The following is a 26656-nucleotide window of genomic DNA, read 5'->3' on the forward strand; positions in this document are numbered from 1 at the left end:
TTACTTCAATTCGCTGCCGTCAAGCAAAGCGAAATCTGCCGCAACCTTGACGTTTTTGGCCTGAACGTCTTCGGGGGCCACAACCATGCCCTGCTTGGCGAGCAATCCGCCCTTGGCCCAGCTCTTGGCCCATTCTGCAACATATTCACGCAGGCCCTTGATCGCATCGAGATGCGCAGCCTTTACGTAGATGTAGAGCGGACGTGCGCCGGGATAGCTGAAGTCTGAAATCGAAGCATAGCTTGGCACCACCCCGTTCATGGTCAGGCCCGCCAGCTTGTCGGAATTTTCTTCGAGGTATGAGAACCCGAAGATGCCGACTGCCTTGGGATTGGCTTCAAGCTTTTGCACGATCAGATTGTCGTTCTCGCCCGAGTCCACATAAGCACCGTCGCTGCGGACTTCACCGCAGATCTTCTCATGCTTTTCCTTGTCGCTGTCCTTCAGCGCCTTCATTTCGGCGTTGGCGTTGCAGCCCTTCATCAAGATCAGCTCTTTCAGCGCATCGCGCGTGCCAGATGTGCTGGGCGGGCCATAGACCAGGATCGGTTCAGCCGGATAGGCGGGGTTAACGTCTTGCCAGGTCTTGGCGGTGTTGGGCTTGCCATATGGGTTGGCGGCCAGCGCCTTGTATACGTCTTCCGGGGTCAGCTTGAGCCCAAGACCGCCCTTGGCTTCGGCAAAGGCCACGCCATCAAGCCCAACCTGAACTTCGACAACCTTGTCTACGCCGTTCTTCACGCAGTCTTCAAACTCGCTCTTCTTCATCCGGCGCGAGGCATTTTCGATATCGGGATGCTGTGCACCGACGCCGGCGCAAAACAGCTTCATCCCGGCACCGGTTCCGGTCGATTCGACAATCGCCGATTTGATTGCCGGGTTTGACTTGCTGAGCGCATCGGCCACCGCCTTGGCAAAGGGGTAAACGGTTGAGGAACCCACGGCACGAACCTGATCGCGCGAGCCGCCCGAGGTGCCGCTGCCGCATGCGGCCAGCATTGCCGAAGCGACAAGCGCCGAGGTAAGGGTGAGAACTGATTTTCTGGTCATGCGAATCGCTCCTTTTGCTTTTGGTTGAGATCGCAGTGGCCAGCTTGTGTGACAGTTGCGTGACAACTCGCTGGCACGAAGGCCTTGTCGCCGGATGGTCGTTCAATTGCAATATGTCGTCATGAATGTGTCACATGATCGTAATAGATCGGCAGCGAATCGAAACCAATGGAGGGACCCTCGTTCACATGCGCACCATACTAAAGCCGCTGCTGTTTGCCGCCGCCTGCGGCTTTGCCGCGCCCGCTTTTGCCGATGATACCCAGTATTGGCAGACGGTTACGGTCACTGTTGCCCTGCCAGACGATTTCAAGGTGCAGAACGAAGCTGTTTTCCGCAGCAGCGATGCCAAAGGTTTTTATGAGCTTGAGAATTCGCTTTCGCTTGGCAAGAAGATCAACAAGGTAACCACCCTGTGGCTGGGCTATACCTTTGATCCGCAATACAATCACGGCACGTTCACCCGGCGCGAGCATCGTTTCCGTCAACAGATCAGCTTTGATGGCTTTGCCAAGGCCGGCAAGGTCAAGTTCAGCGCTCGTCTGCGGCTTGAAGAGCGCTGGCGTGAGGGTCTGTCCGGCACCGGATGGCGGCTGCGCCCTCAGGTGAAGGCCAGCATGCCGCTGACCGGCAAGGCGACAATTTCGGTTGCCAGCGAGCAGTTCATCAATCTCAACAATACCGTATTCCAGACCACCGACGGGCTTGACCGGATGCGCAATTCGATTTCGATCGGGGTGCCGCTGGGCAAACGGGTCAATCTGGATTTCGGGTATCTGAACCAGCATGGGTTCGTGCCAAGTGCCGCCGATACCGATGATCACGTGCTAACTCTGGGGCTTAGCGCCTCGTTTTGATCAGGGTCAGCCCTGGGCGAGCGGAATGGAAGCGCTGACTTGCGTTCCTTCGCCCAGGGTGCTGGATATATGCAGATCACCGCGATGACGCTCGACGATATGTTTGACGATCGCCAGGCCCAGACCGGTCCCACCCGAAGCGCGGCTGCGGCCGGGATCGGTGCGGTAAAACCGCCGAGTCAGGTGTGGCAGATGTTCTGGCGCAATCCCCGGACCAAGATCGGCCACGGCCAGCACGGCACGATCGGTGGCGCCGCGCGTAACCGCGACGCTTACCGGCGTATCGGGTCCGCCATATTTCAGCGCATTGTCAATCAGGTTGCGTAGCAGCTGTTCCAGCTGGGTGGCATCACCCAGAACCTGAAGCCCAGGTTCGGCAACCGCCAGCGAAACCCGCTCCTTACCTTTCAGCGATTTTACTTCGGCGATAACCCGCGCGGCCAGTTGGCCCAGATCGAGCGGCTCGTTCGGGCGGTCGTGCTTTTCCGCTTCAACATGGCTTAGCGTCATCAGATCTTCGACCAGCGAAAGCATGCGCAGCGCCTCGCGCTGGATGATGCCGTTGAACCGCTTTGAAGTATCGGCATCAACATCGCCATCGCCCAGCGTTTCGGCATAGCCGATGATCGAGGCCAGCGGGGTGCGCAGTTCGTGGCTGGCATTGGCAACAAAATCGGTATGGGCCCGGCCAACATCGGATTCGGCGGTGCGATCGGTCAATTCGATCAGCCAGCGATCCGGCCCGATATTGCGGCGGGTCAGCTGCCACAAGGATCGCGCGCCGGTAAATCCGGGAATCGCCACACTGGTCCCGTCGGCGGAATCGATCAGGCCCATCGCATCGGGATGGCGCAGCGCGATTCGGGCATCCTGTCCGCTGATATGATTGCCCAGCGCTTTGCGGGCGGCCTGGTTGGCCTCTACGATCCGGGTGCCCTCAAGCAAAAGCAGCGGCAGGCCAACCGGCTCCAACGTTTCATGGATGGCGCCGCGCGATACTATTGCAGGGTCAATCCGTTCCGCCGGGATCTCTGCCTCAGGGGTCACCAGCGAGAGCGAACCCAGCCACAGGACGACAATGGCAAGCGCCAGCCAGGGCGATGCGCCCGCGGCCAGCATGCCAAGCCCGGCCAGCAATGCCAGCGCGATGGCGGAATAGGGAAGGGGGCGTTTTGAATGCATCGGCAGGGCGGCTTCTATAATGCGGAATGCAACCTGCCAAACGAAACAGATCCGGTGCAGGCATATCTGCCCGAATCAGAATGCCCACGGCGCTTGCAGCTGGTGACCCCTACGGGATTCGAACCCGTGTTTCAGCCGTGAAAGGGCCGCGTCCTAACCACTGGACGAAGGGGCCGCACCGGCTGTGCCGTGGGCAGGGGTGCGCCTTTAGGCAAGGCGTCATGGTGGGTCAAGTCCAAAGGCAGAGTAATCAATCGAGGAAGGCTGCATCCTCGATGTGCAGCTCTGCCTGCGCCCGATTGGACCAATCGTCAATTTTCGGGCGGCCAGCCAGCCACAATTTGCGGTGGTGCGTGGCATGCAGCAGGGCCTGGCCCATTTCGGTGCTTGCGGCGCGAAAGGCGATGCCTTTGAAACTTGCGCCATCATCGCCGCGCACGATAACCCGAACGTGATCGTTGCCAACCAGATCAGCCTTGACCATCCGCACTGGCCCAACCGCTACTTTGGGGCCGGGCCAACCCACTCCGAATGGCCCGGCGCTGTCCATCGCTTCGATCAACGATGGCTTCAAGCCGCCCGGGCTTACTGCCAGATCAAGCAGCATCGCCTGATTGGCGCTGGCGGCGGCAACATCGCTGCCAAGCCGCGCATCAAGCCATTCGCCCAAGGCAACGACTTGCCCGGGGGCAACGGTAAGCCCGGCGGCCATAGCGTGGCCGCCGCCCGCGATCAGCAATCCAGCCTCTCGCGCAGCAATGATCGCCGCGCCCAGATCGACGCCTGATATTGAGCGGCCCGAACCTTTGCCATTGCCGGCCTCATCCGCATCCAGCGCGATCACCAGTGCTGGTTTTCCGGTCTTCTCCTTGATCCGTCCGGCTACGATCCCGATTACGCCGGGGTGCCAGCCAGATCCAGACAGGGTCAGCACTGCCCGGTTGTGCTGCGCGGCAAGCTGGGCCTCTGCCATTTCCTGGACGGCGGCTTCGATCGCCCGGCGTTCCTCGTTCAGGGATGAAAGCTGGGCGGCGATGGCGCGGGCTTCATCGCCATCCTGGGTCGTCAACAGCCGCACGCCCAATGTCGCCTCACCAACCCGGCCGCCGGCATTGATCCGCGGGCCCAGAGCAAAGCCAAGGTCTGAACAGGCCGGTGCTCGGGTCAATCGGCTGGCGTCAATCAGCGCTGCCATGCCGATCGACTGGCGCTTGGCCATCACTTTAAGCCCTTGTGCAACAAAGGCGCGGTTCAGCCCGTGCAGCGCGGCAACATCGGCAACCGTGCCCAGCGCAACCAGATCAAGCAAGGCGAATAGATCGGGTTCGGCCCGATCATCAAACCACCCGCGCGATCGCAGCGCCCGGACCGTTGCGATTGCCAGCAGAAAGGCCACACCCACAGCGGCAAGGTGGCCATAGGCTGCGGCCTCAGGGCTTTCATCAAGCCGGTTGGGGTTGACCAGGGCATAGGCGCGGGGCAGCTCGGCCGAACATTTGTGGTGATCGACCACGATTACTTCGATCCCGGCATCGGCCGCCATGCCCAGGGCTTCATAGGCCATCGCCCCGCAATCGACCGTTACAATCAGATTTGTCCCGGCTTCGGCGATCCGCACCAGCGCTTCGCCCGATGGGCCATAGCCTTCGAGCAATCGGTCCGGGATATAATGCCCGGCCGCGCGCCCTAGATCGCGCAGCAGCAGAATCAGCAAGGCCGCGCTGGTGGCACCATCGACGTCATAATCGCCATAGATCGTCAGCGCTTCGCCTGCGACAACTGCATCGGCCAGGCGGTTTGCGGCCTTGTCCATATCCTGAAAAATCGAAGGATCGGGCAGGAATGCGCGCAGCGATGGATTGCGGTGGCGTTCGATATCATCCGGATCAACTCCGCGCGACAGCAGCAGCTGGGTTACCAGATCATTTTCCAGGCTGGCACCGCCACCCAGATCCATATTTCCGCCGCGCCAGCGCCAGATGCGTCCGCCCAGCGAACGGCCAAGGCCCAATACCGATTGCGAGGAAGCCAGCATCTGCCACCGCTAGCGCAGCAATCGCTTCCTGCAAAGCGCCACCGATTTGATCTGGGTGAATGACAAGCTGCCTCCGCCATGCAAGAACACCTCAATCGCGTTAGAAACATGGAGGGCAATAGCCATGGTATTCAAAAGCAAACTTGCAGCAGGCCTGGCAATCGGCGTCTTGGCGCTGGCCACGGGGCCATCCTTGGCACAGCGCGCACCCACCAGCGGGCCGATTGCGCGCTATGATATGCGCGCCGGCACCGTTTCGGGCTTCATGGCGATGGGCGGCGGGATGGGCGGCGCCTTGGGCATGGCCTTTGGCGGCGGGGGCGAACGGGTCCAGAAAGAACTCTATCTGCGGCTTGGTTCAAGCCTGGCTCCCAGCAAAGGCGGGCCCAAGGCCGATCACTTCATGCCGGCCGGGGCAAAGCTGGGCAAATCGGTTGCGCTCGCTACGCCCAGGCAGGAACGGACCACCAGCGATGAAATGCCCCAAAAGCCCAGCGGCAGACTGCTGATCTTTTGGGGCTGCGGTGAACGCGCCGGTAAAGGCCAGCCAGTGGTGTTCGATTTTGCCAAGATGGCGCAAGGCCAGATCCCACCCGGACTGTGGACCTCCACGATCCTGCGCGATTGGGGACCAAACCTGCAGAACAGCAAAACCTTCGGGCGCTGGCCGGCTGAAGACGGCAAGATGATCAAGCCCGAAAGCTCGTTGCTGGGCGCGCACCGGGTTGCCGGCAACTATTCGCCCGAGATCGCCTTTACGCTGGGCCAGGAATTTCTTGATCCGCTGCGCTCGACCCAGACAGTCAACGCCAGCGGATCGGTGGCAATCGGCTGGAACGCTGTCCCGCGGGCAACTGGCTATCTGGCCTGGTTGTTCGGCGGCAAAATGGCCCCGGACGGGCAAATGGGCGATATGGTGATGTGGACCAGCAGCGCCAACCGCCAATTCGGCGGCGGACTGCAGGATTGGATCAGCCCGGCGCAAGTGGCCGGGTTGGTCAAGGACCGGACGGTTATGGCGCCAACCACGACCACCTGCACAATCCCGCTCGAAGTGCGCAAGGCTGGCCCCGATTTCCGGATGGGCACGCTGACTGCCTATGGCCCTGAAGAAAGCTTCGCCTATCCGGCCCGGCCAGCCGATGCCAAAGTTCCCTGGCATTTGCAGTGGACCGCGCGGGTGCGGCATCGCTCGATCACCAGCTGGATGGATATGCCCGGTATGGCTGCGGCACCCGGACAGCCCGAACAGCCGCGCTGCAAAAAGAAGCGCGGCATCGGGGGGATTCTTGGCGGCGTGGTTGGCGGGGACGGGTGCTGATCCGCTTGCCGCGACGCTGCTTGCCGATATGCTGCTGATTGTCTGGCACAGCCGCACGGGTGCAAGCAGGGCGATGGCTGATGCCGCGGCCTTGGGCGCGGCCAGCGGTGGTCGTCTGATCGCCGCGGAATTGGCGCAGCCTGATGATTTTCTGGCGGCATCCGGGTATCTGTTCGCCGGGCCTGAAAATCTTGGCGCACTATCGGGCGCGATGAAAGAGATGCTCGATCGCAATTATTACCCGCTGCTTGGCCGGATTGCGGGGCGGCCCTATGCCAGCATGATCGCTGCGGGAAGCGACGGGCAGGGCGCGCAGGCGCAGCTTGACCGGATTTTGACCGGCTGGCGGCTGAAACGGGTGGCCCCGCCAATGATTATCAACGTTGCGGCCCAGACAAGCGAAGAAATTCTGGCCGAAAAGCAGCTCGGTTCGGAGATACTTGCCAATTGCACAAATCTTGGCGCAGCAATGGCAGAAGCGCTGCAGACCGGAATATTCTGATCGCTTAAGCAAATAACAAATCCGTTTCCGATATGTTTGGTGCGGCAGGACTCGACTAACCAACGCAAAAAGTGCCAAACGTTCGGAAACGGGGCGGAGGAAAGTGTCATAACCGCACAAGGGGCATTTGGGGGGGCAGCAGCCGGGGCGATACTGTCGCTGGTCTTTGAACCGGACCAGCGCCCCGATGTGGCTGCGTTGTATGATTTGTCTGCGCATGATTTGTCTGTGCATGATTTATCTGGCGGGCCGTCCGCTGGCCTTGGCTTTTCGATCAGCCACGTTGCCCCGGCGGAACAGGGCTGGGTAGAGCTGCTGGCGATGGGGCTGACGTTTGACTGTGCCGGTTTGCGGCCTGGCCCATCAGGCCCGCAGCCCGCTGCGGGAACCTTGCTGGGTCTGCTTGATGCGCCGCTGGGCGATGTGGTCACAATCGCTGCTGGCCCGCATCTGGAAGAAGCCCCGGGCATGTTGCCGGTGTTGCGCGTTCTGGCCGGGCTGGGTGCGCGGCTGTGTGATCTGCCGGGGATCAAGGCGGTGGTCTGGCGTCCGGCGCATTGCTGGATGACCGCCAGCTACTTTTCAAAAGTCGTGGGCAAATGGCTGGCAGGGGGTCCGTTCCCGGCCCTGGGGCTGACCACGCTGGAACGCGATAGCGATGGTTCGATCTACACCCGCGGCCTTGGGCTGATTACCGGGCAGGAACTGCGCTTTGCCCCGGACCCCAAACTGGGTGCGGCCGATGTGGCGCGGATCGCGGTGCGCCTGATCCACGCCTTGATCGAAGCCGATCCGTTGGATGTGGCGCATCAATTTTCCGGACCGAGCGGGGAAACCATCGATGTTGCGCCGCAGGCCGGGCAGGCCATGCTGCGTGTGACGATCCGGCGCTAGATTCTGCCAGATCAGGATCCTTCGCGTGGATTGGCATAGTGGACTGGCATAGTGGACTGGCATAGTGGACCGGCATAGTGCGGCATTGCTCGTGCCCGTGCGCGGCCGCTTGTCGTTCCGCGCGGTTAACCGCATTGATCGCCCGGGGTATGAACCCGGGATGCAGCGGCACCATTTGCTGCCGCGCCAGATCCTGACGCGGGCTGCTTTGTCTCGTTGTTCAGGGCACTGGGCCGTGAGCGGGTCGATTTCGAAGATTTTCGCCGCAATGGCTTGCTGCTTCCGGCCAACGATCAGGCGGCGAGCCGGATCGGTCTGCCACTGCACCGCGGGCCGCACCGCGATTACAATGCGATGGTGATCGAGCGGGTTGGCGCGATTGAGCAAGGCTGGGCGGCCCAGCGGTTCAAAGCGCCTGAAATTGCGCTGCGCGAAGCGTTCCAGGGGCTGGAACATCTGCAACAGGCGCTGCGCCGCGAATTGCTTGACCAGCACCGCCGGATCCGGCTCAACCGCAAGGATCCGCTGGGAACCGGAATGGATTTCAGCGAACTTGACGCCATGGCCGACCTGCTTTGGCCGGCGACTGCGTTGCCAGAGACTAAGGACGGAGAGCTAAAAATCTGAAACGAAATTCCAAACCCCGTCTACCCTGAGCTCGTCGAAGGGCTGCCTTTTTTTCGAGCAGCTGCGTGCTGCGGCACGAAGAAAAGGACAGTGCTTCGACAAGCTCAGCATAAGCGGGTAATGGGTCGGATCAGACGTACTTCGCCCTAAACCAAAGCCATCCGGGCTTTCTCAGCCAGTTCGCTGCGAGCCTGATTGTATTCAGCTTCCAGCTTCTCAACCCGGTCAGCCACGCTATCAACCGCATCGACCGCGCCAATTCCCTGGCCCGAACCCCAGATGTCTTTCCAGGCCTTGGCTTCGGTATTACCGCCCGAACCAAAATTCATCGCGCTGGGATCGCTTACCGGCAGGTTATCGGGATCCATGCCGGCGGCGATAATCGAGGGCCGCAGATAGTTGCCGTGAACCCCGGTAAACAGGTTGGAATAGACGATATCATCGGCCCGCCCGGCCACGATCGCGTCCTTGTAGCTTTGCTGGGCATTGGCTTCCTTGGTCGCGATCCAGGGCGATCCGATATAGGCAAAATCGGCCCCCATCGCCTGCGCCGCCAGGATTGAGCGGCCACAAGCGATAGAGCCTGACAGCGCAACCAGTCCTTTGAACCATTGCCGGATTTCCTGCATCATCGCGAACGGTGATAGCACCCCGGCGTGCCCGCCGGCACCGGCCGCAACCGGGATCAGGCCATCGGCGCCCTTTTCGATCGCCTTGCGGGCGAACCGATCGTTGATCACATCGTGCAGCACAATTCCGCCCCAGGCATGGACGGCGTTGTTCAGATCCTCACGTGCGCCCAGCGAAGTGATCGTCATCGGCACCTGCCATTTGGCGCAAACCTCGATGTCTTCCTCAAGCCGGTTGTTCGATTTGTGGACGATCTGGTTGACAGCATAGGGCGCTGCCGGGCTATCGGGGTTGTCGCGGTTGTGCGCCGCCAGTTCCTCGGTGATTTGGTGCAGCCATTCATCCAGCACCCCCGATGGCCGCGCGTTCAGCGCCGGAAAACTGCCGATTACCCCGGCCTTGCACTGGGCAATCACCAGTTCCGGGCCAGAAATAATGAACAGCGGCGAACCGATGACGGGCAGGCGCAGGCGATCAAACGGAGCGGGAAGCGGCATCGGCGTGGGGTATCCTTTTAGCGGGTTTGGGTTTTCTTATGAGACGCAATGCGGCCTGTCGAGGGGCTTGCTGCATTCGCCGTCAGCCCCTAGCCTTTAAGGCATGAACCCGATCATCACCGGCCTTGCCAGCGACGATGCACACCGCTTCGCAAAAATGCCGCGCCAAAGCATCACCCTGCTGGCGGGGCTGGGGGTGAAAGGCGATGCCCATGCTGGCCGCCTGGTCCAGCACCTTTCCCGTATGGCCAAACAGCCGAACACGCCAAACCTTCGCCAGGTCCATCTGATCCATGCCGAATTGCTGGAGGAACTGGCGGGCAAGGGCTTTGCCGTGGCCCCCGGCCAACTGGGTGAGAATGTAACCACGCGCGGGTTGGACCTGCTGGGCCTGTCACGCGGCACCCGGCTGCGGCTGGGCAAGGAAGCATTGATTGAGATCACCGGGCTGAGGAACCCCTGCCGCCAGATCGACGGATTGGCAAAAGGCCTGATGGCAGCAACGCTGGACAAAGCAGCGGACGGCACGCTGATCCGCAAATGCGGGGTGATGGCAGTGGTGGTGCGTGGCGGAGTGGTGAATGTGGCGGATGCGATTGTGCTGGAGAGCATGCCGCTGGGGTTTGAGGCGCTGGGGGTGGTTTGAGGGGGTGAGACTTCGATGAAAGTCGCTACACCACTTTGATCGTCCAATATTCGACTTGGCTGGAGGTCACTCCTGCATTAGGCCAATGGGAATGGAACGTGACAACATCATCGGAGCATTTAGCGAGGAGCAGGCCTCCCGCATTTCCGGTGTGTCGATCTATCAGCTAAGGCACTGGGATAAAGAAGGATTTTTCCCGGCCGCATTCGGGACCACTCAACAGCACGTTCCATTTGGTCGGCTGTACTCGTTTCGCGACCTTGTATCGCTTCAGGTTCTCAATAATCTGCGGAACGACAATAAAATCGCTCTCAGTCATTTGCGTGAGGTTTCCGAGAGGCTTAGTCACCTTGGCGATCAAAAGTGGAGCTCCACCACTTTGTATATTTTGGGTAGGCGGGTTGTTCTTGAGAATCCGGCCACGAAGCATCGGGAAGACGTTGTCTCAGGCCAGCGCGTTTTTAACATTCCACTTAGGATTGTGATAAAAAACACCAAGGATCGTATAAAGCAACTAAATAACCGGACCGACACGCTTGGCGAGTTTTCTAAAGGAAAGTTTGTCGCGCACAACGAAATGGTATTCAGTGGAACTCGAATTCCGGTCTCGTTAGTGATTGAATTTTATCAAGCAGGATACGCGACTGATAAAATCATTCGTGAGTTTCCGGACTTAACTGTGGCTGATGTAGAAGCAGCAATCAAAGTATTTGAGAGTCGTGAAGCCGCCTAATGGTTGACGGCCGCCCTCAGCTGCGGTTTTTCCTCGATCAAAATGTGCCGGATTCCATCTGTCGCTATCTCCGAAGGCGCGGCCATAGCGTGTTGCTCTTACGCCACCATATTCCAGACGATTCTCCGGACCCCGTGGTCGGCATGACTGCTCTTCAGTCGGGCCGAATTTTGATTACTTGTGATCGTGACTTTAATGCTCAGCGTTTCAGACAAGACCGCTTCGCAGAATTAAGTCGGATTTCCCTTTGCGGCGCAGGTCCAACTTTGCTGCCGGCGATCAAGGAGCACATCGCCGTGCTCGAATTTCAGATGCCTCGCTTTCCAGATGGAGGACGAATGGTAGCGCAAATTCAGATTGGTATGGTGCGGTTCAGAACAAACTGACGGGCTAAAAATGCCCTATCAAAATTTGCGATTGTCTAACCTACTCCCAAGCCGCCCGATACAACGCCACAATCTCCTCCGCCACCGGCACCCGCGGATTGTTCCCCGGGCTGCCGCTCGCCAGTGCTTGCGCTGCCATCAGTGGCAGCAATTCTTCCCAACGGGCCTTGTCGATCCCATAGGCGCTGGGGGTGGGGACTGCCAGATCGGCGTTGATCTGGTGGAGGGCTTCGATCAGTCTCCCCGCTGCGCCTTGATCGCTTTCGCCGTCGCCCGCCGCGCCCATCGCCCTTGCACACTCCGCATAGCGCGCCAGCGCAGCAGGGGCGCTCCACTGGGTTACCACGGGGAACAGCATCGCGTTGCTAAGGCCGTGGGAAACGTGAAAGTGCGCGCCGATCGGCCGGCTCATCCCGTGGACCAGCGCGACCGAACTGTTGGAAAAGGCGATCCCGCCTTGCAGCGCGCCCAGCATCATCGCTTCGCGCGCGGGGCGGTCTGCTGGATCGGCGCAGGCGCGCGGGAGGTTTTGCCAGATCAGCCGGATTGCGCTGATCGCCATGCTATCAGAAAAAGGGTTGGCCTGTCGCGAAACATAGGCCTCAACCGCGTGGACCAGGCTGTCAATCCCGGTATCGGCGGTGAGCCGCAGCGGTTTGCTGAGCGTCAGTTCATAGTCGCACAGCGCAATCTGGGGGAGATAGGCGAGCCCCGCGCAGAGCATCTTCTCGTCGGTTTCCTCGTCGGTAATGATCGTGAAACGGGTTGCCTCGCTGCCGGTCCCGGCGGTGGTAGGAATGGCAACGATCGGCAGGCCAGGGGCGTTTTCCTGGTGAGGAGCCTTCAGATCGGCGATCCGGCGAGCGCCTTTCACCGCGATCATCTTGGCGCTGTCAATCGGGCTGCCACCGCCCAGCCCGATCACGCAATCGTGGCTCGCTTCGGCCAGAACCGCACAGCCCTCCTCAATCGATGCGACGGTGGGATCGGGCACCACGCCGGTAAAAGCCCGCGCCGGCATTCCGGCCTTGGTCAGCAAATCCAGCACCCGGTCCAGCAGGCCCGACGCCGCCATCCAGGCATCTGTTACCACCAGCGGGCGCGATAGGCCGGCCTGGCTCAGCGCATCGGGCAGTTCAGCCAGGCATCCGCCGCCAATCCGGATCACGCGCGGCAGGTTAATCGCTGGCATGGGTTTGTGCCCTCAACTTTCCGGACGATACCAGATCGGCGAGGTATAGGCGCGCTCCTGATCCTTGAGCCGCGCGTCTGCAGGCGGCTTCGCGCCAAAGCGGACCATATCGTAAAGCACCCAGCGCGGGGTGGGGATTTCAAGTACGCGGATGTAATAGAACGCGCGCTGATCGGCCCGGAATTCCGGATCGCGCCAGACTGTCATCAGCAGCGGCGCGCCGATCGAATTGCGATAGGTCGCGGTTTTCATATCGATGGTATCGCCCACCGGGGCCAGCTTGCCGCCCACGATCCGGCGCTTGGCTGGAGACGACCAGGCAACGTCATAGATTTTCTCATGCGCCTGGCCCTGGGCATCGATCCAGCCCTTGATCACTTGCACCCGATCAAGATTGGCACCTTCGGGGTCTTTCATCGCCGATATCATCAGGCTGGGCGCGGCCTTGGCCTGCTGCCGTGGGCCGGGCTTCATCACGCCGCCCATCGGTACGCCGCGGGCATAGCCGGTCTTTACCCAATCGCCGCCCAGATTGGCCTTGGTGAAGTTCCACCCGGCAAACACCCGCACGGTCATCCGCGGGCCGGTGGTGGCATAAACCTCGCGCCGCTGCATCGCATCGAAAATGCCTTCGCGGGTGTTGCTGTTGGCCCAGACTGCGGCCAGCCCGCCGGCCTGGTATTGCCAGCCGATCCGGCTTTCCTTGATCCCCGGGTTAACCACCGTACCGACCCGTTCGGGACCGGGGCCTTCGGTGCTGAACTTGCCGTGGAAGTTGTCTTCGTCAGCCGATGCCAGCGCGGTGTGGCTGTCGGTCGATCCGATCATCCCCAGCATGTAAGGATTGATTCCGGTCTTGCTCTCGATCTGCAAACCGCGTTTCAGCACTTCGCGGACATATTCGCCGCCCAGCATTTCCGGCTTTTTAAGCTCGCGTAGCGGGGCGTTGCCGTTCTCCCATCCGGCATCGCCAAAATCGGCAAATTCATCATTGCGCGAGAGGAACGGGTGGCTTTCGCTATCGCCCTTGTACTGGGTCATTTCGACCAGCGGTTCATGGCCCGCGCGGCGGCGGGCCATTTCCGCAGTCAGCGGGCCGCCATCCCAATTGGTTGTCATGAAGGCCATGCCGTTCGAAAGGTTCGAATTGTGCGGGATCGCCAGCATTTGCCCGCCGGTCGCCTTGGCATAGGCATCCATATAGTTCCACAGCGCTTCGGGGCTTTTCGTACCGTCCGAAGGGAAGGGCAGCATCCCGCGCGCGCGGTCTGCGCCATCGCGGTAGATAACGTTGCGGTGCAGCGTATTGCCCTTGGGCTGGAGCGAGAATTCAAACGCCACCAACGCGGTAAATTTGCCGGGCTGGTTATAGCGTTCCACCGCCTCCAGCTGACTATCCCAGATCCGCCGGGCGATGATCTTTTGCCGCTCTGGGTTGGCGAAATCGGGAGGCAGGGTGCCGCTTGCGGCGGCGGTCACCATTTCGCGAAAAGCCTTGTAAGCCTCGTTCCCGCCAACGTGCATCATCGTGCGCCAGCGCTTCAGCGTGGGATCGGTGATTTGGTCTTCGGGGGTGTTGTAAAGATCGGCAGTAACGCCGATCGCGTCGCTGTGATCGGTTACCGCCAGAAAATCGAGTGGACGGTGCAGCTTTGCAATCTCGCCGCTCGCGGTCTTTACCCCTTCGCCGCGGGCAAAGCGCAGCGCCTCTTCCGGGCCAAGTCGCAGCCCGGCGGTGAAGGCATCAAACGAATTGGCGGTGTGAAGGTGGGTATCGCCCCATAGCGGGCGCTGCGGATAGGCCGCTTGCACAACTGCGGCTGGTTTGACGGTTTTCGCCCCAGCCGGCGCCTCTCCGCCCGATCCCTGCCACAAGCCCAAGGCCAGGACCAAGGCCCCCAGCGCAGTCGCCGTTACAATCTTCATGGCACCCTCTTTACGATTGGCGGAGCATAGCTTTGCTCTATCAGGCTTTGGCCGGGCAGGTAAGCGCGCAGGAACAGGTTGAACGGCCCGCGCGGCACCGGCAGCCAGTTGGCCATCAGCTTTTTCGCCGGAGCATCGGCCTGTAGGTAGAATGTCAGCCCGCCATCGCGGTCATACTTGAGGGCCTTGTCGACGCTGCCGAGTGAAAAACGGCCGAGTGGGTTTTCCACCAGATCGTATTCCGAATTGTAGACCGTAACCGACCAGAACGCCTTGGCCTGTGGGATCTGTTCGCGGGTAAAATGAACCGTATAACGGGCAGCGCTGCCATCCAGCAGCGCGCCATCGCCATCATGGTGGGCGCGCAGCTTGGTTACTTCATCTACCCAGTGTTCCTGCATCCCCGAAAAGCTCTGGTTGGCACTGCGGGTCAGAAAATCGTTGGTTTGCGCGGTGCGGCCCCAGTTGGGTTGCCCATAGGCCCAGTGGTTGACGATTTTGGTGTTGCCGCCCGCCACCGAAACCTGGCGCAGGAAGCCCAGCCCATCAACCATCGCCCGCTGAAGTCCCTTGAGCGTTGCCGGATCGAGCGTTGAGAAATCATCGCCCATCCCCGGTCCAATCCCGACAGTGGCAAATTGGGCCATCAGCGCAGCATGTGCTGCGGGCGGTGGGTTTTCGGTTAGCCCGCGATTAAGGCTGGCGAAAAAAGGCAGCACCGATGATCCCGGTGCGGCCGGATTTATCACATCGCGCCCGGTTTCAGGGCTTTTGTCGCCGCTCAGCCACTTGGAAAGCGGGGCAAGGGCATTGGCATCCTGCAGCGCGTGGGTGGCTTTAAGCTGGGCCCGATCGGCAAATCCAACGCGCAGCAGCAGCATTCCTGTGGGCGTGGGTGATCGGATTACGCCTGATATCCCGGCCGGTGCCTCACCCTTCCAGTCAGGCCCGACCAGCAGCCATGATCCCGCCTTGCCGCCGGTCTCACGGGTTCCGATGTAGGCGAAGATGTCCGAATACATCTCCATGAACTGGATGCTGTAATAAGCCCCGCCATCATCCGGAACGCTCAGCACCAGCGGTTCCTTATGCAGATCGTACCAAGCGGCTGAATAGAGCAGATCGGACGTGACCGATGAGTGGAGCTTGTCCGTGTGATCCTGGGCGCGGCGTGAATGAAACCATGTGCTGATAGGCATATTGGCCTGCCCAACCGGCTTTTCGATCATGCCATAGCGAACGATAATGTTCTTCACGACCGGATAGCCATAAACCACCGCCTGCATGCCCAGATTGTAGGCCCAGGTTTCGCGCCAATCAGCTTGTTGAGCAGGTGTGGGTGCCGTGGCCGATTGCTGCGCGGCGAGCGGGGCTGCGGCGGCCAGAAGTAGTGCGGATGCAAGGCGAAATGGTTTCATCAGTTTTCTCTTTCCTGATCTCGCAGCAATCTAGCCCAGCAAATGCTCCATCCCATAAAACCGCGCGGCGGTTCCGGCATAAAGCGCGGCTTTCTCCTCTGCTGAGGCACCATGGGTCAGCCGTTTGAAAGCATTCCACAGCACGGCATAGCTCGCGCCCCATTTATCGACTGGATAGTTGCTTTCGAACATCGCCCGGCCAGGCCCGAATGCCTCGATGCAGGTTTCGATATAGGGCCGCCACATTGCCGCCAGCACTTCGGATGAAAGGCCCGCCGCCGGGCCGTGATCGGGCAGGCCGGCAAAGCTCATCGCCAGCCCGCCCAGCTTGACAGAGACGTTGGGGCACAGACCGATTGCCTTGATCTTTTCGCGCCAGATATCGAACCGTTCGTGCAATTTGCCGTGATAGCTGGCCATGCCCAGCGGCGTGCCGCAGTGATCAAGCACGATCGGTTGATCGGGAAAGGCGCGGGCCAGGCTGAGCAGGTCTTCCAGCTGCGGTTCAAGCAGCCAGGCATCGAAAGTCAGCCCGCGCTTGCCCAGTTCTGCAAAGCCTTCGCGGAAAGCGGGATCAAGATAGAGCCCGCCGGGATGGTGGAACGGCGGGCCCAGCACATCAGGATCGGCATCCCAGGCGGCGGCGTGGCGGATCCCCTTGAAACGGGGGCTGGCCGCCATCAGCGCATCAAGCACCGCGCCGGCCTTGCCGCCCTGGCGCAGGTCTGCGTGGCCGATGATTGCATCGCACAGACGCGCATGGCCGTACAATCCGCTGGCGCTTTGCGCGGCGACACCGTTCACATATTCAACCTCGCCCACCACCTTCAGGGCTTCGCTGGCGCCGGCGTTATAGAACGCGCCGCACTCCATAAACACGGTGCCGATCACGTTGTGCCCGCTGCTGGCGTCGGCATTGATCTCGTTGAAGGTGTAATAGGGCGAAAGCGCGATCGCGGCGATAAAGGGATGACGCGGTTCGGGAAAGGCCGCCATCAGCGGACGCAGATCCCACAAGTGATGGTGCGGATCGATGATCGGCAGATCGGGTTCCAGGATCGCTTCGGTCATGTGGGCCTCTCCTTAGTCGCGCGCAACTTATGCCAGCCAGTGCGTTTGACAAGCGCGCTTCGCAGGCACATTAACCGCTCGATTAAAAATGTGGAGAGGGCAATGGCGGGCGATACCGATTTTTCCGGCAAACAGGTGCTGGTGGTTGGCGGATCGAGCGGGATCGGCAATGGCATTGCCCAGGCCTTTCGCCAGCGCGGTGCAGAAGTGCAGGTCTGGGGCACCCGCGCCAGTGCCGCAGACTATGACCCGGCGGATGGTTCAGATCTGACCGGGCTGGGCTACAGCTGCGTTGATGTGGGCGATCCCGATGCAATTGCCGCTGCGCCGCAGCAATTTGCCCGGCTGGACGTGTTGGTGCTGTGCCAGGGCACCGTGGTTTACAAGCGCGGCGAATTTGCCCGTGAAGGCTGGGACCGGGTCATGGCGGTCAATCTTGACAGCCTGATGCATTGCGCCACCAAATTTGAGGATCTGCTGGCAGCTGCGCGCGGCAGCGTCATCATCGTCAGTTCGATTTCGGGGCTCAAAGCCAATATCGGCAATCCCGCCTATGCCGCGTCGAAAGCAGGGGCGATCAGCCTGACCAAGACTTTGGGTCAGGCCTGGGCTCCGCTGGGTATCCGGGTTAACGGGCTGGCGCCGGGGCTGGTCGATACCAAGCTGACCAAGGTGACAACCCAGCACCCTGATCGGCTGGCAGGCGCTTTGGCCCGCATCCCGGATGGCCGGATGGGCACGCCCGAAGACATGGCCGGAACCGCAATTTTTCTGGCATCCCCGCTCGCGAGCTATGTCACCGGACACACGGTGATCGTTGATGGCGGCTTGTCGCTTTAGAAAGGCAAACCAATGAATTTCGAACACAGCGACAAAGTGAAGGATCTGCTGGCCAAGGTTGGCGCGTTCATGGACGAGCATATCTATCCCAATGAGCAGGCCTATCATGATTTCGTGACCGATCCGGCCCACCAATGGCAGGAATGGCCGGAGATGGAGCGGCTGAAAAAGCTGGCCCGCGCCCAGGGGCTGTGGAACCTGTTCCTGCCGCACGAATATGGCGAATTCTCCCCCGGCCTGACCAATCTGGAATATGCGCCGGTTGCAGAGCTGCTGGGGCGGGTTCCATGGTCCAGCCAGGTGCTCAACTGTTCGGCGCCCGATACCGGCAATATGGAAGTGCTGGCCAAGTTCGGCAGCCCCGCGCAGCAGGAACGGTGGCTTAGGCCGCTGCTCGAAGGCACGATCCGTTCCGCCTATGTGATGACTGAACCGCAAGTAGCAAGTTCGGACGCAACCAATCTGGAACTGTCGATCATGCCCGATGGGGATGGCTATGTGCTCAACGGGCGCAAGTGGTGGATTTCCAATGCGATGCACCCGCGCTGTGATATCTGGATCGTAATGGGCAAGACCCATTTCGATGCACCGCGCCACGCCCAGCATTCGCAGATTCTGGTTGAGCCAGGCACGCCGGGGATCACCATCGTGCGCCACCTGACAGTGTTCGGATCGCACAATTCGCCGGGCGGAGAAGTGGAGCTGCGGTTCGACAATGTTCGCGTGCCCAAGGAAAACCTGATCCTGGGCGAAGGCCGCGGATTTGAGATTGCACAAGGGCGGCTTGGGCCGGGGCGGATCCACCATTGCATGCGGTCAATCGGGCAGGCCCAGCGCGCGCTGGAAATCATGGCGCGGCGCGCCGATAGCCGGACCGCATTTGGCAAGAAACTGGCCGATCAATCAAGCATTCGCCAGGATGTGGCCAAAAGCTTTTGCGAGATCGAAATGTCACGCCTGCTCACCTTGAAGGCGGCCGATGCGATGGACCGTTACGGCAACAAGGTGGCCAAGGATCTGATCGCCGCGATCAAGGTTGTTGCCCCGCAGATGGCGCAAACCGTGTGCGATCGGGCCATCCAGGTCCACGGCGGAATGGGGGTTTCAGACGATACCCCGATCGCGCGGTTCTTTACGCTCAACCGCTTTGTCCGCATCGCTGATGGCCCGGACGAAGTGCATATGAGCCAGCTCGGCAAAGCCAAGATCAAGGAATATGCGGCGATGAACGAGCGCTAGGAAAGCGCCCCCTCCGGCTTAAGGAGGGGGCAGCTGCCTAAACGGCTGCGTTCGCTGCGCTCAGCACCGCACGGACCGATGCGGTGGCCACATCTTCGTCGATACCCACGCCCCAGATGGTTTTGCCGTCCGGGCCGGTGCATTCGACATAGGCCGCCGCGCGGGCATCAGAGCCAGCGGTCATCGCGTGTTCGGTATAGTCCTTGACGTCAAGCTGGACGCCAAAAGTTTCAGCAATCGTCGCCACCACCGAACTGATCAGCCCGTTACCGCGGCCCGAAACGGATTGCTCGTGATCGTCCACCGCAATCTTGCCGGCGAACAGGCGGGTGCCATCAGCGGCCTTCGTTTCGGCATAATCAAGCAGCTGGAAATGTTGCGGTGTGCCCAGGTGATAGACCCGCTGGAACACCTGCCAGATATCATCGGCAAACAGTTCGCGGCCTGCGCTATCGGCCAGTTGCTGGACGTGGCCCGAAAAGTGCGCCTGCATCTTCTTGGGCAGTTTCAGGCCCTGATCCTGTTCAAGCACCCAGGCAAATCCGCCCTTGCCGGATTGTGAATTGACCCGGATCACCGCTTCATAATCGCGGCCAAGATCGGCCGGATCGATCGGCAGGTAGGGCATCTCCCACAGTTCGTCGTTCTTCGCTTCCATCGCCGCGAAGCCCTTTTTGATCGCATCCTGGTGCGATCCCGAAAACGAGGTGTAAACCAGTTCGCCAACATAGGGGTGGCGCGGGTGGATCGGCAGCTGATTGCAGTATTCAACCGTCGCGGCGATCTCGTCGATGTTTGAGAAATCAAGCCCCGGGTGAACGCCCTGCGTGTACATGTTTAGCGCAACAGTCACCAGATCGCAGTTGCCGGTGCGTTCGCCATTGCCGAACAGGCAGCCTTCAACCCGGTCTGCACCGGCCATCAGCCCAAGCTCAGCCGCGGCCACGCCAGTGCCGCGATCATTGTGGGTGTGCAGGCAGATCACCACCGCATCGCGATTGGGGATCATCCGGCCAAACAGCTCGATCTGATCGGCATAGATATTGGGCGTGGCGCATTCGACCGTTGCCGGCAGATTGAAGATGATCGGTTTTTCAGGCGTAGGCTGAAGAACGTCCATCACCGCCGCGCAGACTTCAACCGAATATTCCACTTCGGCGGTGGAGAACGTTTCGGGGCTATACTGAAAAGTCCAATCGGTGCGGTGATACTTGGCCGCCTGGTCGCGCAGCACCTTGGCACCCTCGATCGCGATCTGCTTGATCTCGTCCTTGCCCATGCCGAACACCACCTTGCGCCAGACCGGCGAGACGGCGTTGTAAAGGTGGACGATGGCGCGGGCTGCGCCTTCAAGGCTGGCAAAGCTGGTTTCGATCAGATCGCGACGCGACTGGGTCAGCACCTGGACGATCACGTCATCGGGGATCCGGCCGGCCTTGACCAGGCCAGAGATGAAATCGAAATCGGTTGCACCGCTGGCGGGAAAACCAACCTCGATTTCCTTGACCCCAACCTTCAGCAGCAGATCAAAAAAGCGGCTTTTCTTTTCCGCGCCCATCGGATCGATCAAGGCCTGATTGCCATCGCGCAGATCGGTTGAAAGCCAGCGCGGGGCCTGTTCGATAACCTTGGACGGCCAGGTTCGGTCGGGCAGGTTGATCGGCGGGAAAGGGCGATACTTGACGCCCGGGGTGTTCAGCATGGTCATGATGGAATCTCTGATTGGCAGTGCAACTGATCGGCGGTTCGTTTCATCCCTTGAGCGGCGCTGCGTGCTGCTCAATGCGCACACCAGCTCACGCCCAAGGGCGGATAAGTCGCAGGGTAAGGGCCAGAGGCGAGATCATTGGCAAGTCTATGGCGGGGAGCAAACGGCTTGTAAAGGGGCCGGTCTGGTAGCGCGGGCCTTGTTTATCGCGGATTCGTCCCCATCTCCAACATATCGCCAGGGCTGTTACTGCATGTTGGCGGCTGAGAGACATTGTGTGCTCCCGCATCGGGAGCAAAGCTGTGGACCTTATGAACCTTCTTTATCAACACCAGATCGCGCTTATCCGCGCCGCCGATCTGCCGCGCGCGGGCAACCGGCGATGCACCGGAAAAGTAGCTGAACTGGCCGAACTTATCCAGATCAAGCGCAGCAACCTTGGCGTTCAACAATACCTGCTGGGGTGCGCAGCATGAGCCGGGCGATGAACATCAGTCTGCCGGAAGCTGAAGTGGTTCAGCTGTGCAGCGCCGCCGCCGTGGCGATCAGTGCGATTGAAACGTTGCCAGCAGGTGGAACGCATCTGGTCTGCCGCAACATCGATGGCGCCAACGAAATGCGGCATCGGCTAAAGAAGCACCTGATCGAAGGCCGGGTAAAACGATTTCCTTTCCTGGTCGCCAACAAATACTAATTGGCGGCGCAGGGCTGGCAGGCTTCGCCGGGGGTCAGTGGCCGCCCGCAATCCCGGCATGATGTGTATGGCCCCGGCACCAGGCCGTGCCCAACGCTGACCCGCGCATCGAAAACATAACATTCGCCCTGCCACAGGCTTTGCTCGGCCGGCATCTCTTCAAGGTATTTCAGGATGCCGCCCTTGAGGTGATAGACCTCGTCAATCCCCTCGGTCTTCAGGAACGCAGTCGATTTTTCGCAGCGAATTCCGCCGGTGCAGAACATCGCTACTTTGCGGGGCTTGCCCGATCCCAGCAGATCGCCGCGATGCGCGCGGAACCAATCGGGGAATTCGCGAAAGCTGTGGGTGCCCGGATCGATGGCGCGCTGGAACGTGCCGATCGCCACTTCATAATCGTTGCGGGTATCGATTACCACCGTTTCGGGATCGGCGATCAGATCGTTCCATTCGCGCGGTGTCAGATAGTGCCCGGTGCCCTGCAGCGGATCGATATCCGGTTGACCCATCGTGACGATTTCTTGCTTGAGCCGCACTTTCATCCGCTGGAACGGCAGCTGCGCTGCGCGGGAATATTTCACCTCAAGCCCTGAACAGCCGGCCAAGGTGCGCAGGTGGGCGATCACGGCTTTAATTGCTGTATCGGTGCCGGCGATCGTGCCGTTGATCCCTTCGCGCGCCAGCAGCAAAGTTCCGCGCAGATCCTGCGCCTGGCAAAGCGCCAGCAATTCCTTGCGCAGGGCCGGCAGATCACCAAACGGCGTAAAGTGATAGAGCGCGGCAACGCAGATCGGGTGGGAAGTGTTGTCCATTGCTGCCGCTCTAGTCGATTTACCCTGCGCCGATCCACCGTTATAACTGCGGCGCTAAACGTGGAGGCTTGATGAAACGGGTTATTGCTGCCGAGGCGATCGGATCGGCGTTGCTGTTTGCAACAGTTGTGGGATCAGGCGTGATGGCAGAGCAGTTGGCGGGCGGTAACATAGCCGTGGCGCTGCTTGGCAATACGATTGCCACCGGGGCGATGCTCTATGTTCTGATCACCATGCTGGGGCCGATATCGGGGGCACAGTTCAACCCGGCGGTAAGCCTGGTGATGCGGCTGCGCGGGGAATTCACCTGGCCGGGGCTGGCCGCCCGGATAGCGGCGCAACTGGTTGGCGGGATTGCCGGGGTGTGGATCGCCCACGCCATGTTCGATCTTCCGGTTCTGCAGTTTTCCAGCCACGTTCGCACCGGAACCGGGCAGTGGCTTGGCGAATTTGTTGCCACCTTTGGGTTGGTGCTGACGATACTTGGCACCGCTCGGCACCGGGCAGAAGCAGTGCCGATGGCGGTCGCGCTTTATATCACAGCGGCCTACTGGTTCACCTCATCCACCAGCTTCGCCAATCCAGCCATCACCATCGCCCGCAGCCTTTCGGATACCTTTGCCGGAATAGCTCCTGCCGACGTTGCGGGATTTATCGCGGCGCAACTGGCCGGGGCCCTGGCTGCGCAGAGTTTCGCCCGCTTCCTCTTTGATGAAAGCCGGGTATAGCTGGGCCCGAATTGTCACAGACTTAGGAATACCCGATGAGCGCTGCCGGAAAGTTCGATCCCAAACGCCTTGCCCGCATCGATGCGTTCGTGAAAGAGCGCTACCTGGATTCCGGACTTCTGCCCCACGCCCAGATATTGGTCGCGCACAAGGGACAGATCGCGCATTTCTCGTCGCAGGGCGCCGCGCGCGAAGGCGGTAGCAGCATCGATGAAGGATCACTGTTCCGCATTGCCAGCATGACCAAGCCGATCACGTCGGTGGCTTTCATGCAGCTGCTTGAACAGGGCAAGGTTGCGCTGGAAACGCCGGTTCATCATGTGTTGCCTGAATTCAAGGGGCTGGGCGTTTATGCCGGCGGCGGGGGCGGGGTTCCGTTTCTGACCCGGCCGTGCGAACGGGTGATGACGATGCAGGATCTGCTGCGCCACACCAGCGGACTGACCTATTCATTCCAGAACCGCAGCAACATCGATCTGGCCCACCGCGAGGGCAAGCTGGAAAGCTGGCATGGCAATCTGACGCTGGATGAACTGGTTGGTGCGTTGGGCAAATTGCCGCTGGAATTTTCGCCCGGCAGTGCCTGGAACTATTCGGTATCCACCGATGTGCTGGGCGCTGTTGTACAGCGGCTGTCCGGTCAAAGCCTTGATGCCTATTTCGCCGAACATATTTTTGGCCCGTTGGGGATGATCGATACCGGCTTTGCGGTGCCAGCAGACAAGATTGACCGGCTGACCGATTGCTACACCTTTGTTCCTGGCAAAGGCCGGGTGATCTACGACAAGGGCAGCCAAAGCGCCTGGAGCACGATGCCGCGCCAGCTTTCTGGCGGGGGCGGGCTGGTATCCAGCGCGCTCGATTACCATCGGTTCTGCACCATGCTGCTGAACGGCGGTGTGCTGGACGGCGAAAGGGTGATCGGCCGCAAGACCCTGGAACTGATGGCCCGGAACCATCTGCCGGGCGGGGCAGACATCGCCAGCATGTCAAAATCACTGTTCAGCGAAGAGGCTTTTGGCGGGGTTGGTTTTGGCCTTGGCTTTGCGGTCAACCTAAGCCCGGCGCGATCGATGCTGCCCGGCTCTGTCGGTGAGATCAACTGGGGCGGAATGTTCTCAAGCTACTTTTTCGTCGATCCGGCCGAGGATCTGACGATGGTTTTCATGACCCAGCTTTCACCCAGCAGCACCTATCCGATCCGGCGGGAACTGAAGACCATGATCTATGCGGCGCTGATCTGATGGCGATCAACGAACTGTATGAAGCAATGGGGCTGACCCGGATTGTGGCGATCGATGCCGATGGACGGGCGTGCCTGGAATATCAGGCCAAACCCCAGCAGTGCCATTCGGGCGGCGTAGTGCAGGGCGGTTTTGTTACCGGGTGGATCGATGCGGCGATGGCCCATGCGGTGATCGCGCGGGTCGGTGAAAATGTGGTGCCGATGACGCTGGAGCTGAAAGTCAGCTTTCTGGCCCCGGCCCGGCCCGGCGCGATTTTTGCAGAAGGCTGGATTATCAAGGCCGGACGCAAAACCGCTTTTGCAGAAGGCAGCCTGAAGGACGCCGATGGCAACTTGCTGGCGACTGCCAGTTCCACTTTGATGCTGGCCGATCGCGGTCGGGTGGAATCAGCAGCCAAGGCAGCGATGGAGAATACGCAATGACCGCAGTGGTGCCGTTCAACCTGGCCATTGCCCAGTCACAAATCGACGATCTCAACCAGCGGATCGATATGGCCCGCTGGCCCGAGCCGGAATGCGTGGCCGATTGGTCGCAAGGCACCCCGCTGGCGGTGCTGCGGGATCTGGCCGGCTATTGGCGCGGTGGCTATGATTGGCGGCGCTGCGAGGCGCAGCTTAATGCGCTGGGCCAGTTCAAGACTGCGATCCAGGGGTTGGACATCCACTTCCTCCATGTCCGCTCACCCCGCAAGGATGCGGTGCCGCTGGTGATCACGCATGGTTGGCCGGGATCGGTGATTGAATTCATGGGCGTGATTGAAGCGCTGGCCAATCCCCCTGCGGGAGAGCTGGCATTCCATGTCGTTGCGCCATCACTGCCGGGCTTTGGGTTTTCAGGAAAGCCTGCTGAAACCGGCTGGGGCGTGCCCAGGATTGCGATGGCCTGGGCTGAATTGATGCAGCGATTGGGATATGATCGCTGGGTTGCACAGGGCGGCGATTGGGGCAGTGCGGTAACCACCGCAATCGGCGTTATCCGGCCTGCCGGCTGCCTGGGGATCCATCTCAACATGCCGATCGGGCGCCCTGAGCCTGAGGATCTGGTCAATCCCAGCCCGGCCGAGCAAAAAGCTCTGGCTGCGCTCAAGCATTATCAGGATTGGGATTCGGGGTATTCAACACAGCAACGCACCCGGCCGCAATCGCTGGGCTATGGGCTGGTCGATAGCCCGATAGGGCTTGCGGGCTGGATTTTGGAGAAGATGTGGGCCTGGACCGACAATTCGGGATCGCCATACGATGCCTTGTCGCGGGATCAGATCCTTGACAATCTGATGCTCTATTGGCTGCCCGGCACCGGCGCTTCATCAGCCCGGCTCTATTGGGAAAGCTTTGCCGCATTTGCGCCGGTAGAAATCACATTGCCAGTCGCGGTCAGCGCGTTCCCGAAGGAAATCCTGCCAACTCCGCGCAAATGGGCGGAGCGCAGCTTCAAGAATCTGGTCCACTGGGGGGAAATGGACAAGGGCGGCCACTTTGCTGCCTGGGAGCAGCCCGAAGCCTTGGTGGCCGAACTGCGCAAGGCATTCGCGCTGATGGTTTAGGGTCAGGACCTAGCCTATTTCGCCTTCACGAAAGCGGCAGTGATTTGCAAATCAACCAGATCGCCAACCATGCCCATGTCTGCGTTCAAGCCATAATCCGATCGATTGATCGTGGTGACAGCGTGAAAGCCCACCGTCAGACCGCCGCCAAACGGGCTTTTGCCAGCCCCGGCAAAAGTGGCGTTCAGCGTGACCGGCTTGGTCATGCCGTTGAGCGAAAGGGTGCCGGTGATCGCTGCGCTATTGCCATCAGCGCCGGGCACCACTTTGGTTGATGTGAACACGGCGTCGACCGGCTGCGGGCCGAAATAGTCTGGCTTGCCCGCAGCATTGGGGCGCAGCAATGCGCCGGTCAGCGCGGCATTGGCCGTGGTGATCTTGCGCACCGGGATCCGCACGGCAACCCTGGCGGCCGCAAGGTTCGCCGGATCGATCACCAGTGTGCCGCTGATCGTGCCGAATAGCCCGAAGGTATCGTTGAAGCCCATGTGGCTAACCCGCCAGCCAACAAATGTGTGGCCCGGATCGGCCTGGTAAGTCCCGGCGACAACCCGCGCCGGATCAGCCTGTCCGGGAAGCGGGCCCGCCGCCATCAAGCTGGCGGTGGACGCGGCAATAAGGGCCAAAGCGGGCAGGATAAGGGCAGGGCGGGCGATTTTACGCATTTTCAAGACTCCGGATAGGCTGCTGGCTTATGGACCAGCGCCCATTGCCGTCAGGTGAATAGCGGCGGTGCCCACTTGCTCTGCGGCGGGTTTCGATTAAGCCTTGAACCTGGGGAGAAAACTGAATGACCAGCCACGCCGAAATCGACGTTGCGGCCGCCGGAGGTGCACCAGAGCTAGGAAAGAGCCTGGAAAACCGCCACGTCACCATGA

Annotated in this window: 27 protein-coding genes and 1 tRNA gene; 15 read left to right on the forward strand and 13 right to left on the reverse strand. The window is 60.5% G+C overall.

Features of this window, described 5'->3' with window-relative positions; translation table 11 throughout:
• Positions 1-1050 carry a substrate-binding domain-containing protein gene (locus ABL914_RS05265; RefSeq protein WP_391562115.1) on the reverse strand — a complete coding sequence of 350 codons (1050 nt, stop codon included), beginning with the start codon at positions 1048-1050 and terminating at the stop codon, positions 1-3.
• A 188-nt stretch (positions 1051-1238) separates the two neighbouring features.
• Between ABL914_RS05265 and ABL914_RS05270 the strand changes: the two genes are divergently transcribed.
• Positions 1239-1907: a DUF2490 domain-containing protein gene (locus tag ABL914_RS05270; RefSeq protein ID WP_391562116.1), complete on the forward strand. Its 669-nt coding sequence runs from the start codon at positions 1239-1241 to the stop codon at positions 1905-1907.
• Positions 1908-1913: 6 nt separating this feature from the next.
• On the opposite strand, the gene ABL914_RS05275 is transcribed toward ABL914_RS05270, so the two are convergent.
• From ABL914_RS05275 to recJ, 3 genes are all read right to left on the reverse strand, one after another.
• On the reverse strand, positions 1914-3089 hold the full coding sequence (locus ABL914_RS05275) for a sensor histidine kinase (RefSeq protein ID WP_391562117.1): 1176 nt from the start codon (positions 3087-3089) through the stop codon (positions 1914-1916).
• 100 nt (positions 3090-3189) lie between these two features.
• Positions 3190-3264: transfer RNA gene (locus ABL914_RS05280), tRNA-Glu, on the reverse strand.
• A gap of 75 nt (positions 3265-3339) precedes the next feature.
• Complete coding sequence (gene recJ, locus ABL914_RS05285) at positions 3340-5124, reverse strand: single-stranded-DNA-specific exonuclease RecJ (RefSeq protein WP_391562118.1); 1785 nt, start codon at positions 5122-5124, stop codon at positions 3340-3342.
• 124 nt (positions 5125-5248) lie between these two features.
• Between recJ and ABL914_RS05290 the strand changes: the two genes are divergently transcribed.
• The 4 genes from ABL914_RS05290 (at position 5249) to ABL914_RS05305 (ending at position 8468) form a co-directional block, all read left to right on the forward strand.
• On the forward strand, positions 5249-6445 hold the full coding sequence (locus ABL914_RS05290; RefSeq protein WP_391562119.1) for a hypothetical protein: 1197 nt from the start codon (positions 5249-5251) through the stop codon (positions 6443-6445).
• A 28-nt stretch (positions 6446-6473) separates the two neighbouring features.
• A complete protein-coding gene (locus ABL914_RS05295; RefSeq protein WP_391562141.1) occupies positions 6474-6947 on the forward strand; it encodes a flavodoxin family protein in 474 nt (157 codons plus the stop codon).
• Positions 6948-7175: 228 nt separating this feature from the next.
• The gene (locus tag ABL914_RS05300; RefSeq protein WP_391562120.1) at positions 7176-7841 is read left to right on the forward strand and encodes a hypothetical protein; all 666 of its coding nucleotides are present in this window, start codon (positions 7176-7178) and stop codon (positions 7839-7841) included.
• A 216-nt stretch (positions 7842-8057) separates the two neighbouring features.
• Positions 8058-8468: an AHH domain-containing protein gene (locus ABL914_RS05305; RefSeq protein WP_391562121.1), complete on the forward strand. Its 411-nt coding sequence runs from the start codon at positions 8058-8060 to the stop codon at positions 8466-8468.
• A gap of 146 nt (positions 8469-8614) precedes the next feature.
• On the opposite strand, the gene ABL914_RS05310 is transcribed toward ABL914_RS05305, so the two are convergent.
• Positions 8615-9595 (reverse strand): NAD(P)H-dependent flavin oxidoreductase, encoded by a 981-nt coding sequence (locus ABL914_RS05310; protein WP_391562122.1) that lies wholly within the window; start codon positions 9593-9595, stop codon positions 8615-8617.
• A 103-nt stretch (positions 9596-9698) separates the two neighbouring features.
• Between ABL914_RS05310 and ABL914_RS05315 the strand changes: the two genes are divergently transcribed.
• The 3 genes from ABL914_RS05315 to ABL914_RS05325 all read left to right on the forward strand — a co-directional run bounded on the left by ABL914_RS05315 (position 9699) and on the right by ABL914_RS05325 (position 11360).
• Entirely contained in the window at positions 9699-10241 is a 543-nt protein-coding gene (locus ABL914_RS05315) for an MOSC domain-containing protein (RefSeq protein ID WP_391562123.1), read from the forward strand.
• A 91-nt stretch (positions 10242-10332) separates the two neighbouring features.
• Complete coding sequence (locus ABL914_RS05320; protein WP_391562124.1) at positions 10333-10974, forward strand: DUF433 domain-containing protein; 642 nt, start codon at positions 10333-10335, stop codon at positions 10972-10974.
• Positions 10974-11360: a DUF5615 family PIN-like protein gene (locus tag ABL914_RS05325; RefSeq protein ID WP_391562125.1), complete on the forward strand. Its 387-nt coding sequence runs from the start codon at positions 10974-10976 to the stop codon at positions 11358-11360. Before ABL914_RS05320 ends, ABL914_RS05325 begins: the two co-directional genes overlap by 1 nt.
• 40 nt (positions 11361-11400) lie before the next feature.
• Here ABL914_RS05325 and ABL914_RS05330 read toward each other — a convergent pair whose 3' ends face one another.
• From ABL914_RS05330 to ABL914_RS05345, 4 genes are read right to left on the reverse strand one after another with little or no spacing between them, the layout of a single operon-like run.
• On the reverse strand, positions 11401-12552 hold the full coding sequence (locus ABL914_RS05330; RefSeq protein ID WP_391562126.1) for an iron-containing alcohol dehydrogenase: 1152 nt from the start codon (positions 12550-12552) through the stop codon (positions 11401-11403).
• Between the two features lie 12 nt (positions 12553-12564).
• Positions 12565-14478, reverse strand: a complete 1914-nt coding sequence (locus ABL914_RS05335; protein WP_391562127.1) for a DUF3604 domain-containing protein — start codon at positions 14476-14478, stop codon at positions 12565-12567.
• Positions 14475-15896 (reverse strand): DUF1254 domain-containing protein, encoded by a 1422-nt coding sequence (locus ABL914_RS05340; RefSeq protein ID WP_391562128.1) that lies wholly within the window; start codon positions 15894-15896, stop codon positions 14475-14477. Before ABL914_RS05340 ends, ABL914_RS05335 begins: the two co-directional genes overlap by 4 nt.
• Before the next feature lie 30 nt (positions 15897-15926).
• Positions 15927-16967: an amidohydrolase family protein gene (locus ABL914_RS05345; RefSeq protein WP_391562129.1), complete on the reverse strand. Its 1041-nt coding sequence runs from the start codon at positions 16965-16967 to the stop codon at positions 15927-15929.
• A 102-nt stretch (positions 16968-17069) separates the two neighbouring features.
• On the opposite strand from ABL914_RS05345, the gene ABL914_RS05350 reads away from it, so the two are divergent.
• Positions 17070-17807, forward strand: a complete 738-nt coding sequence (locus ABL914_RS05350; protein ID WP_391562130.1) for an SDR family NAD(P)-dependent oxidoreductase — start codon at positions 17070-17072, stop codon at positions 17805-17807.
• A 12-nt stretch (positions 17808-17819) separates the two neighbouring features.
• Positions 17820-19046 (forward strand): acyl-CoA dehydrogenase family protein, encoded by a 1227-nt coding sequence (locus ABL914_RS05355; RefSeq protein ID WP_391562131.1) that lies wholly within the window; start codon positions 17820-17822, stop codon positions 19044-19046.
• A gap of 37 nt (positions 19047-19083) precedes the next feature.
• Here the strand turns inward: ABL914_RS05355 and leuA are convergent, their stop codons facing one another.
• Together leuA and ABL914_RS05365 are read right to left on the reverse strand one after the other, a co-directional pair.
• The gene (gene leuA, locus ABL914_RS05360) at positions 19084-20754 is read right to left on the reverse strand and encodes a 2-isopropylmalate synthase (protein WP_391562132.1); all 1671 of its coding nucleotides are present in this window, start codon (positions 20752-20754) and stop codon (positions 19084-19086) included.
• A gap of 203 nt (positions 20755-20957) precedes the next feature.
• On the reverse strand, positions 20958-21203 hold the full coding sequence (locus ABL914_RS05365; RefSeq protein WP_391562133.1) for a hypothetical protein: 246 nt from the start codon (positions 21201-21203) through the stop codon (positions 20958-20960).
• Between the two features lie 23 nt (positions 21204-21226).
• On the opposite strand from ABL914_RS05365, the gene ABL914_RS05370 reads away from it, so the two are divergent.
• Positions 21227-21448 (forward strand): hypothetical protein, encoded by a 222-nt coding sequence (locus ABL914_RS05370; RefSeq protein ID WP_391562134.1) that lies wholly within the window; start codon positions 21227-21229, stop codon positions 21446-21448.
• On the opposite strand, the gene ABL914_RS05375 is transcribed toward ABL914_RS05370, so the two are convergent.
• Entirely contained in the window at positions 21445-22260 is an 816-nt protein-coding gene (locus ABL914_RS05375; RefSeq protein ID WP_391562135.1) for a rhodanese-related sulfurtransferase, read from the reverse strand. The two genes, ABL914_RS05370 and ABL914_RS05375, sit on opposite strands and share 4 nt — an antisense overlap.
• Before the next feature lie 71 nt (positions 22261-22331).
• Here ABL914_RS05375 and ABL914_RS05380 point away from each other — a divergent pair, with 71 nt between their 5' ends.
• From ABL914_RS05380 to ABL914_RS05395, 4 genes are read left to right on the forward strand one after another with little or no spacing between them, the layout of a single operon-like run.
• On the forward strand, positions 22332-22988 hold the full coding sequence (locus tag ABL914_RS05380; RefSeq protein ID WP_391562136.1) for an aquaporin: 657 nt from the start codon (positions 22332-22334) through the stop codon (positions 22986-22988).
• A 35-nt stretch (positions 22989-23023) separates the two neighbouring features.
• A complete protein-coding gene (locus ABL914_RS05385) occupies positions 23024-24232 on the forward strand; it encodes a serine hydrolase domain-containing protein (protein ID WP_391562137.1) in 1209 nt (402 codons plus the stop codon).
• A complete protein-coding gene (locus ABL914_RS05390) occupies positions 24232-24657 on the forward strand; it encodes a PaaI family thioesterase (protein WP_391562138.1) in 426 nt (141 codons plus the stop codon). Before ABL914_RS05385 ends, ABL914_RS05390 begins: the two co-directional genes overlap by 1 nt.
• Positions 24654-25778 (forward strand): epoxide hydrolase family protein, encoded by a 1125-nt coding sequence (locus ABL914_RS05395; protein ID WP_391562139.1) that lies wholly within the window; start codon positions 24654-24656, stop codon positions 25776-25778. Before ABL914_RS05390 ends, ABL914_RS05395 begins: the two co-directional genes overlap by 4 nt.
• A 14-nt stretch (positions 25779-25792) precedes the next feature.
• Here ABL914_RS05395 and ABL914_RS05400 read toward each other — a convergent pair whose 3' ends face one another.
• A complete protein-coding gene (locus tag ABL914_RS05400; RefSeq protein WP_391562140.1) occupies positions 25793-26443 on the reverse strand; it encodes a YceI family protein in 651 nt (216 codons plus the stop codon).
• Between the last annotated feature and the right edge of the window lie 213 nt (positions 26444-26656).

Source organism: Novosphingobium sp. (genome assembly GCF_040079535.1).
Lineage (GTDB): Bacteria > Pseudomonadota > Alphaproteobacteria > Sphingomonadales > Sphingomonadaceae > Novosphingobium.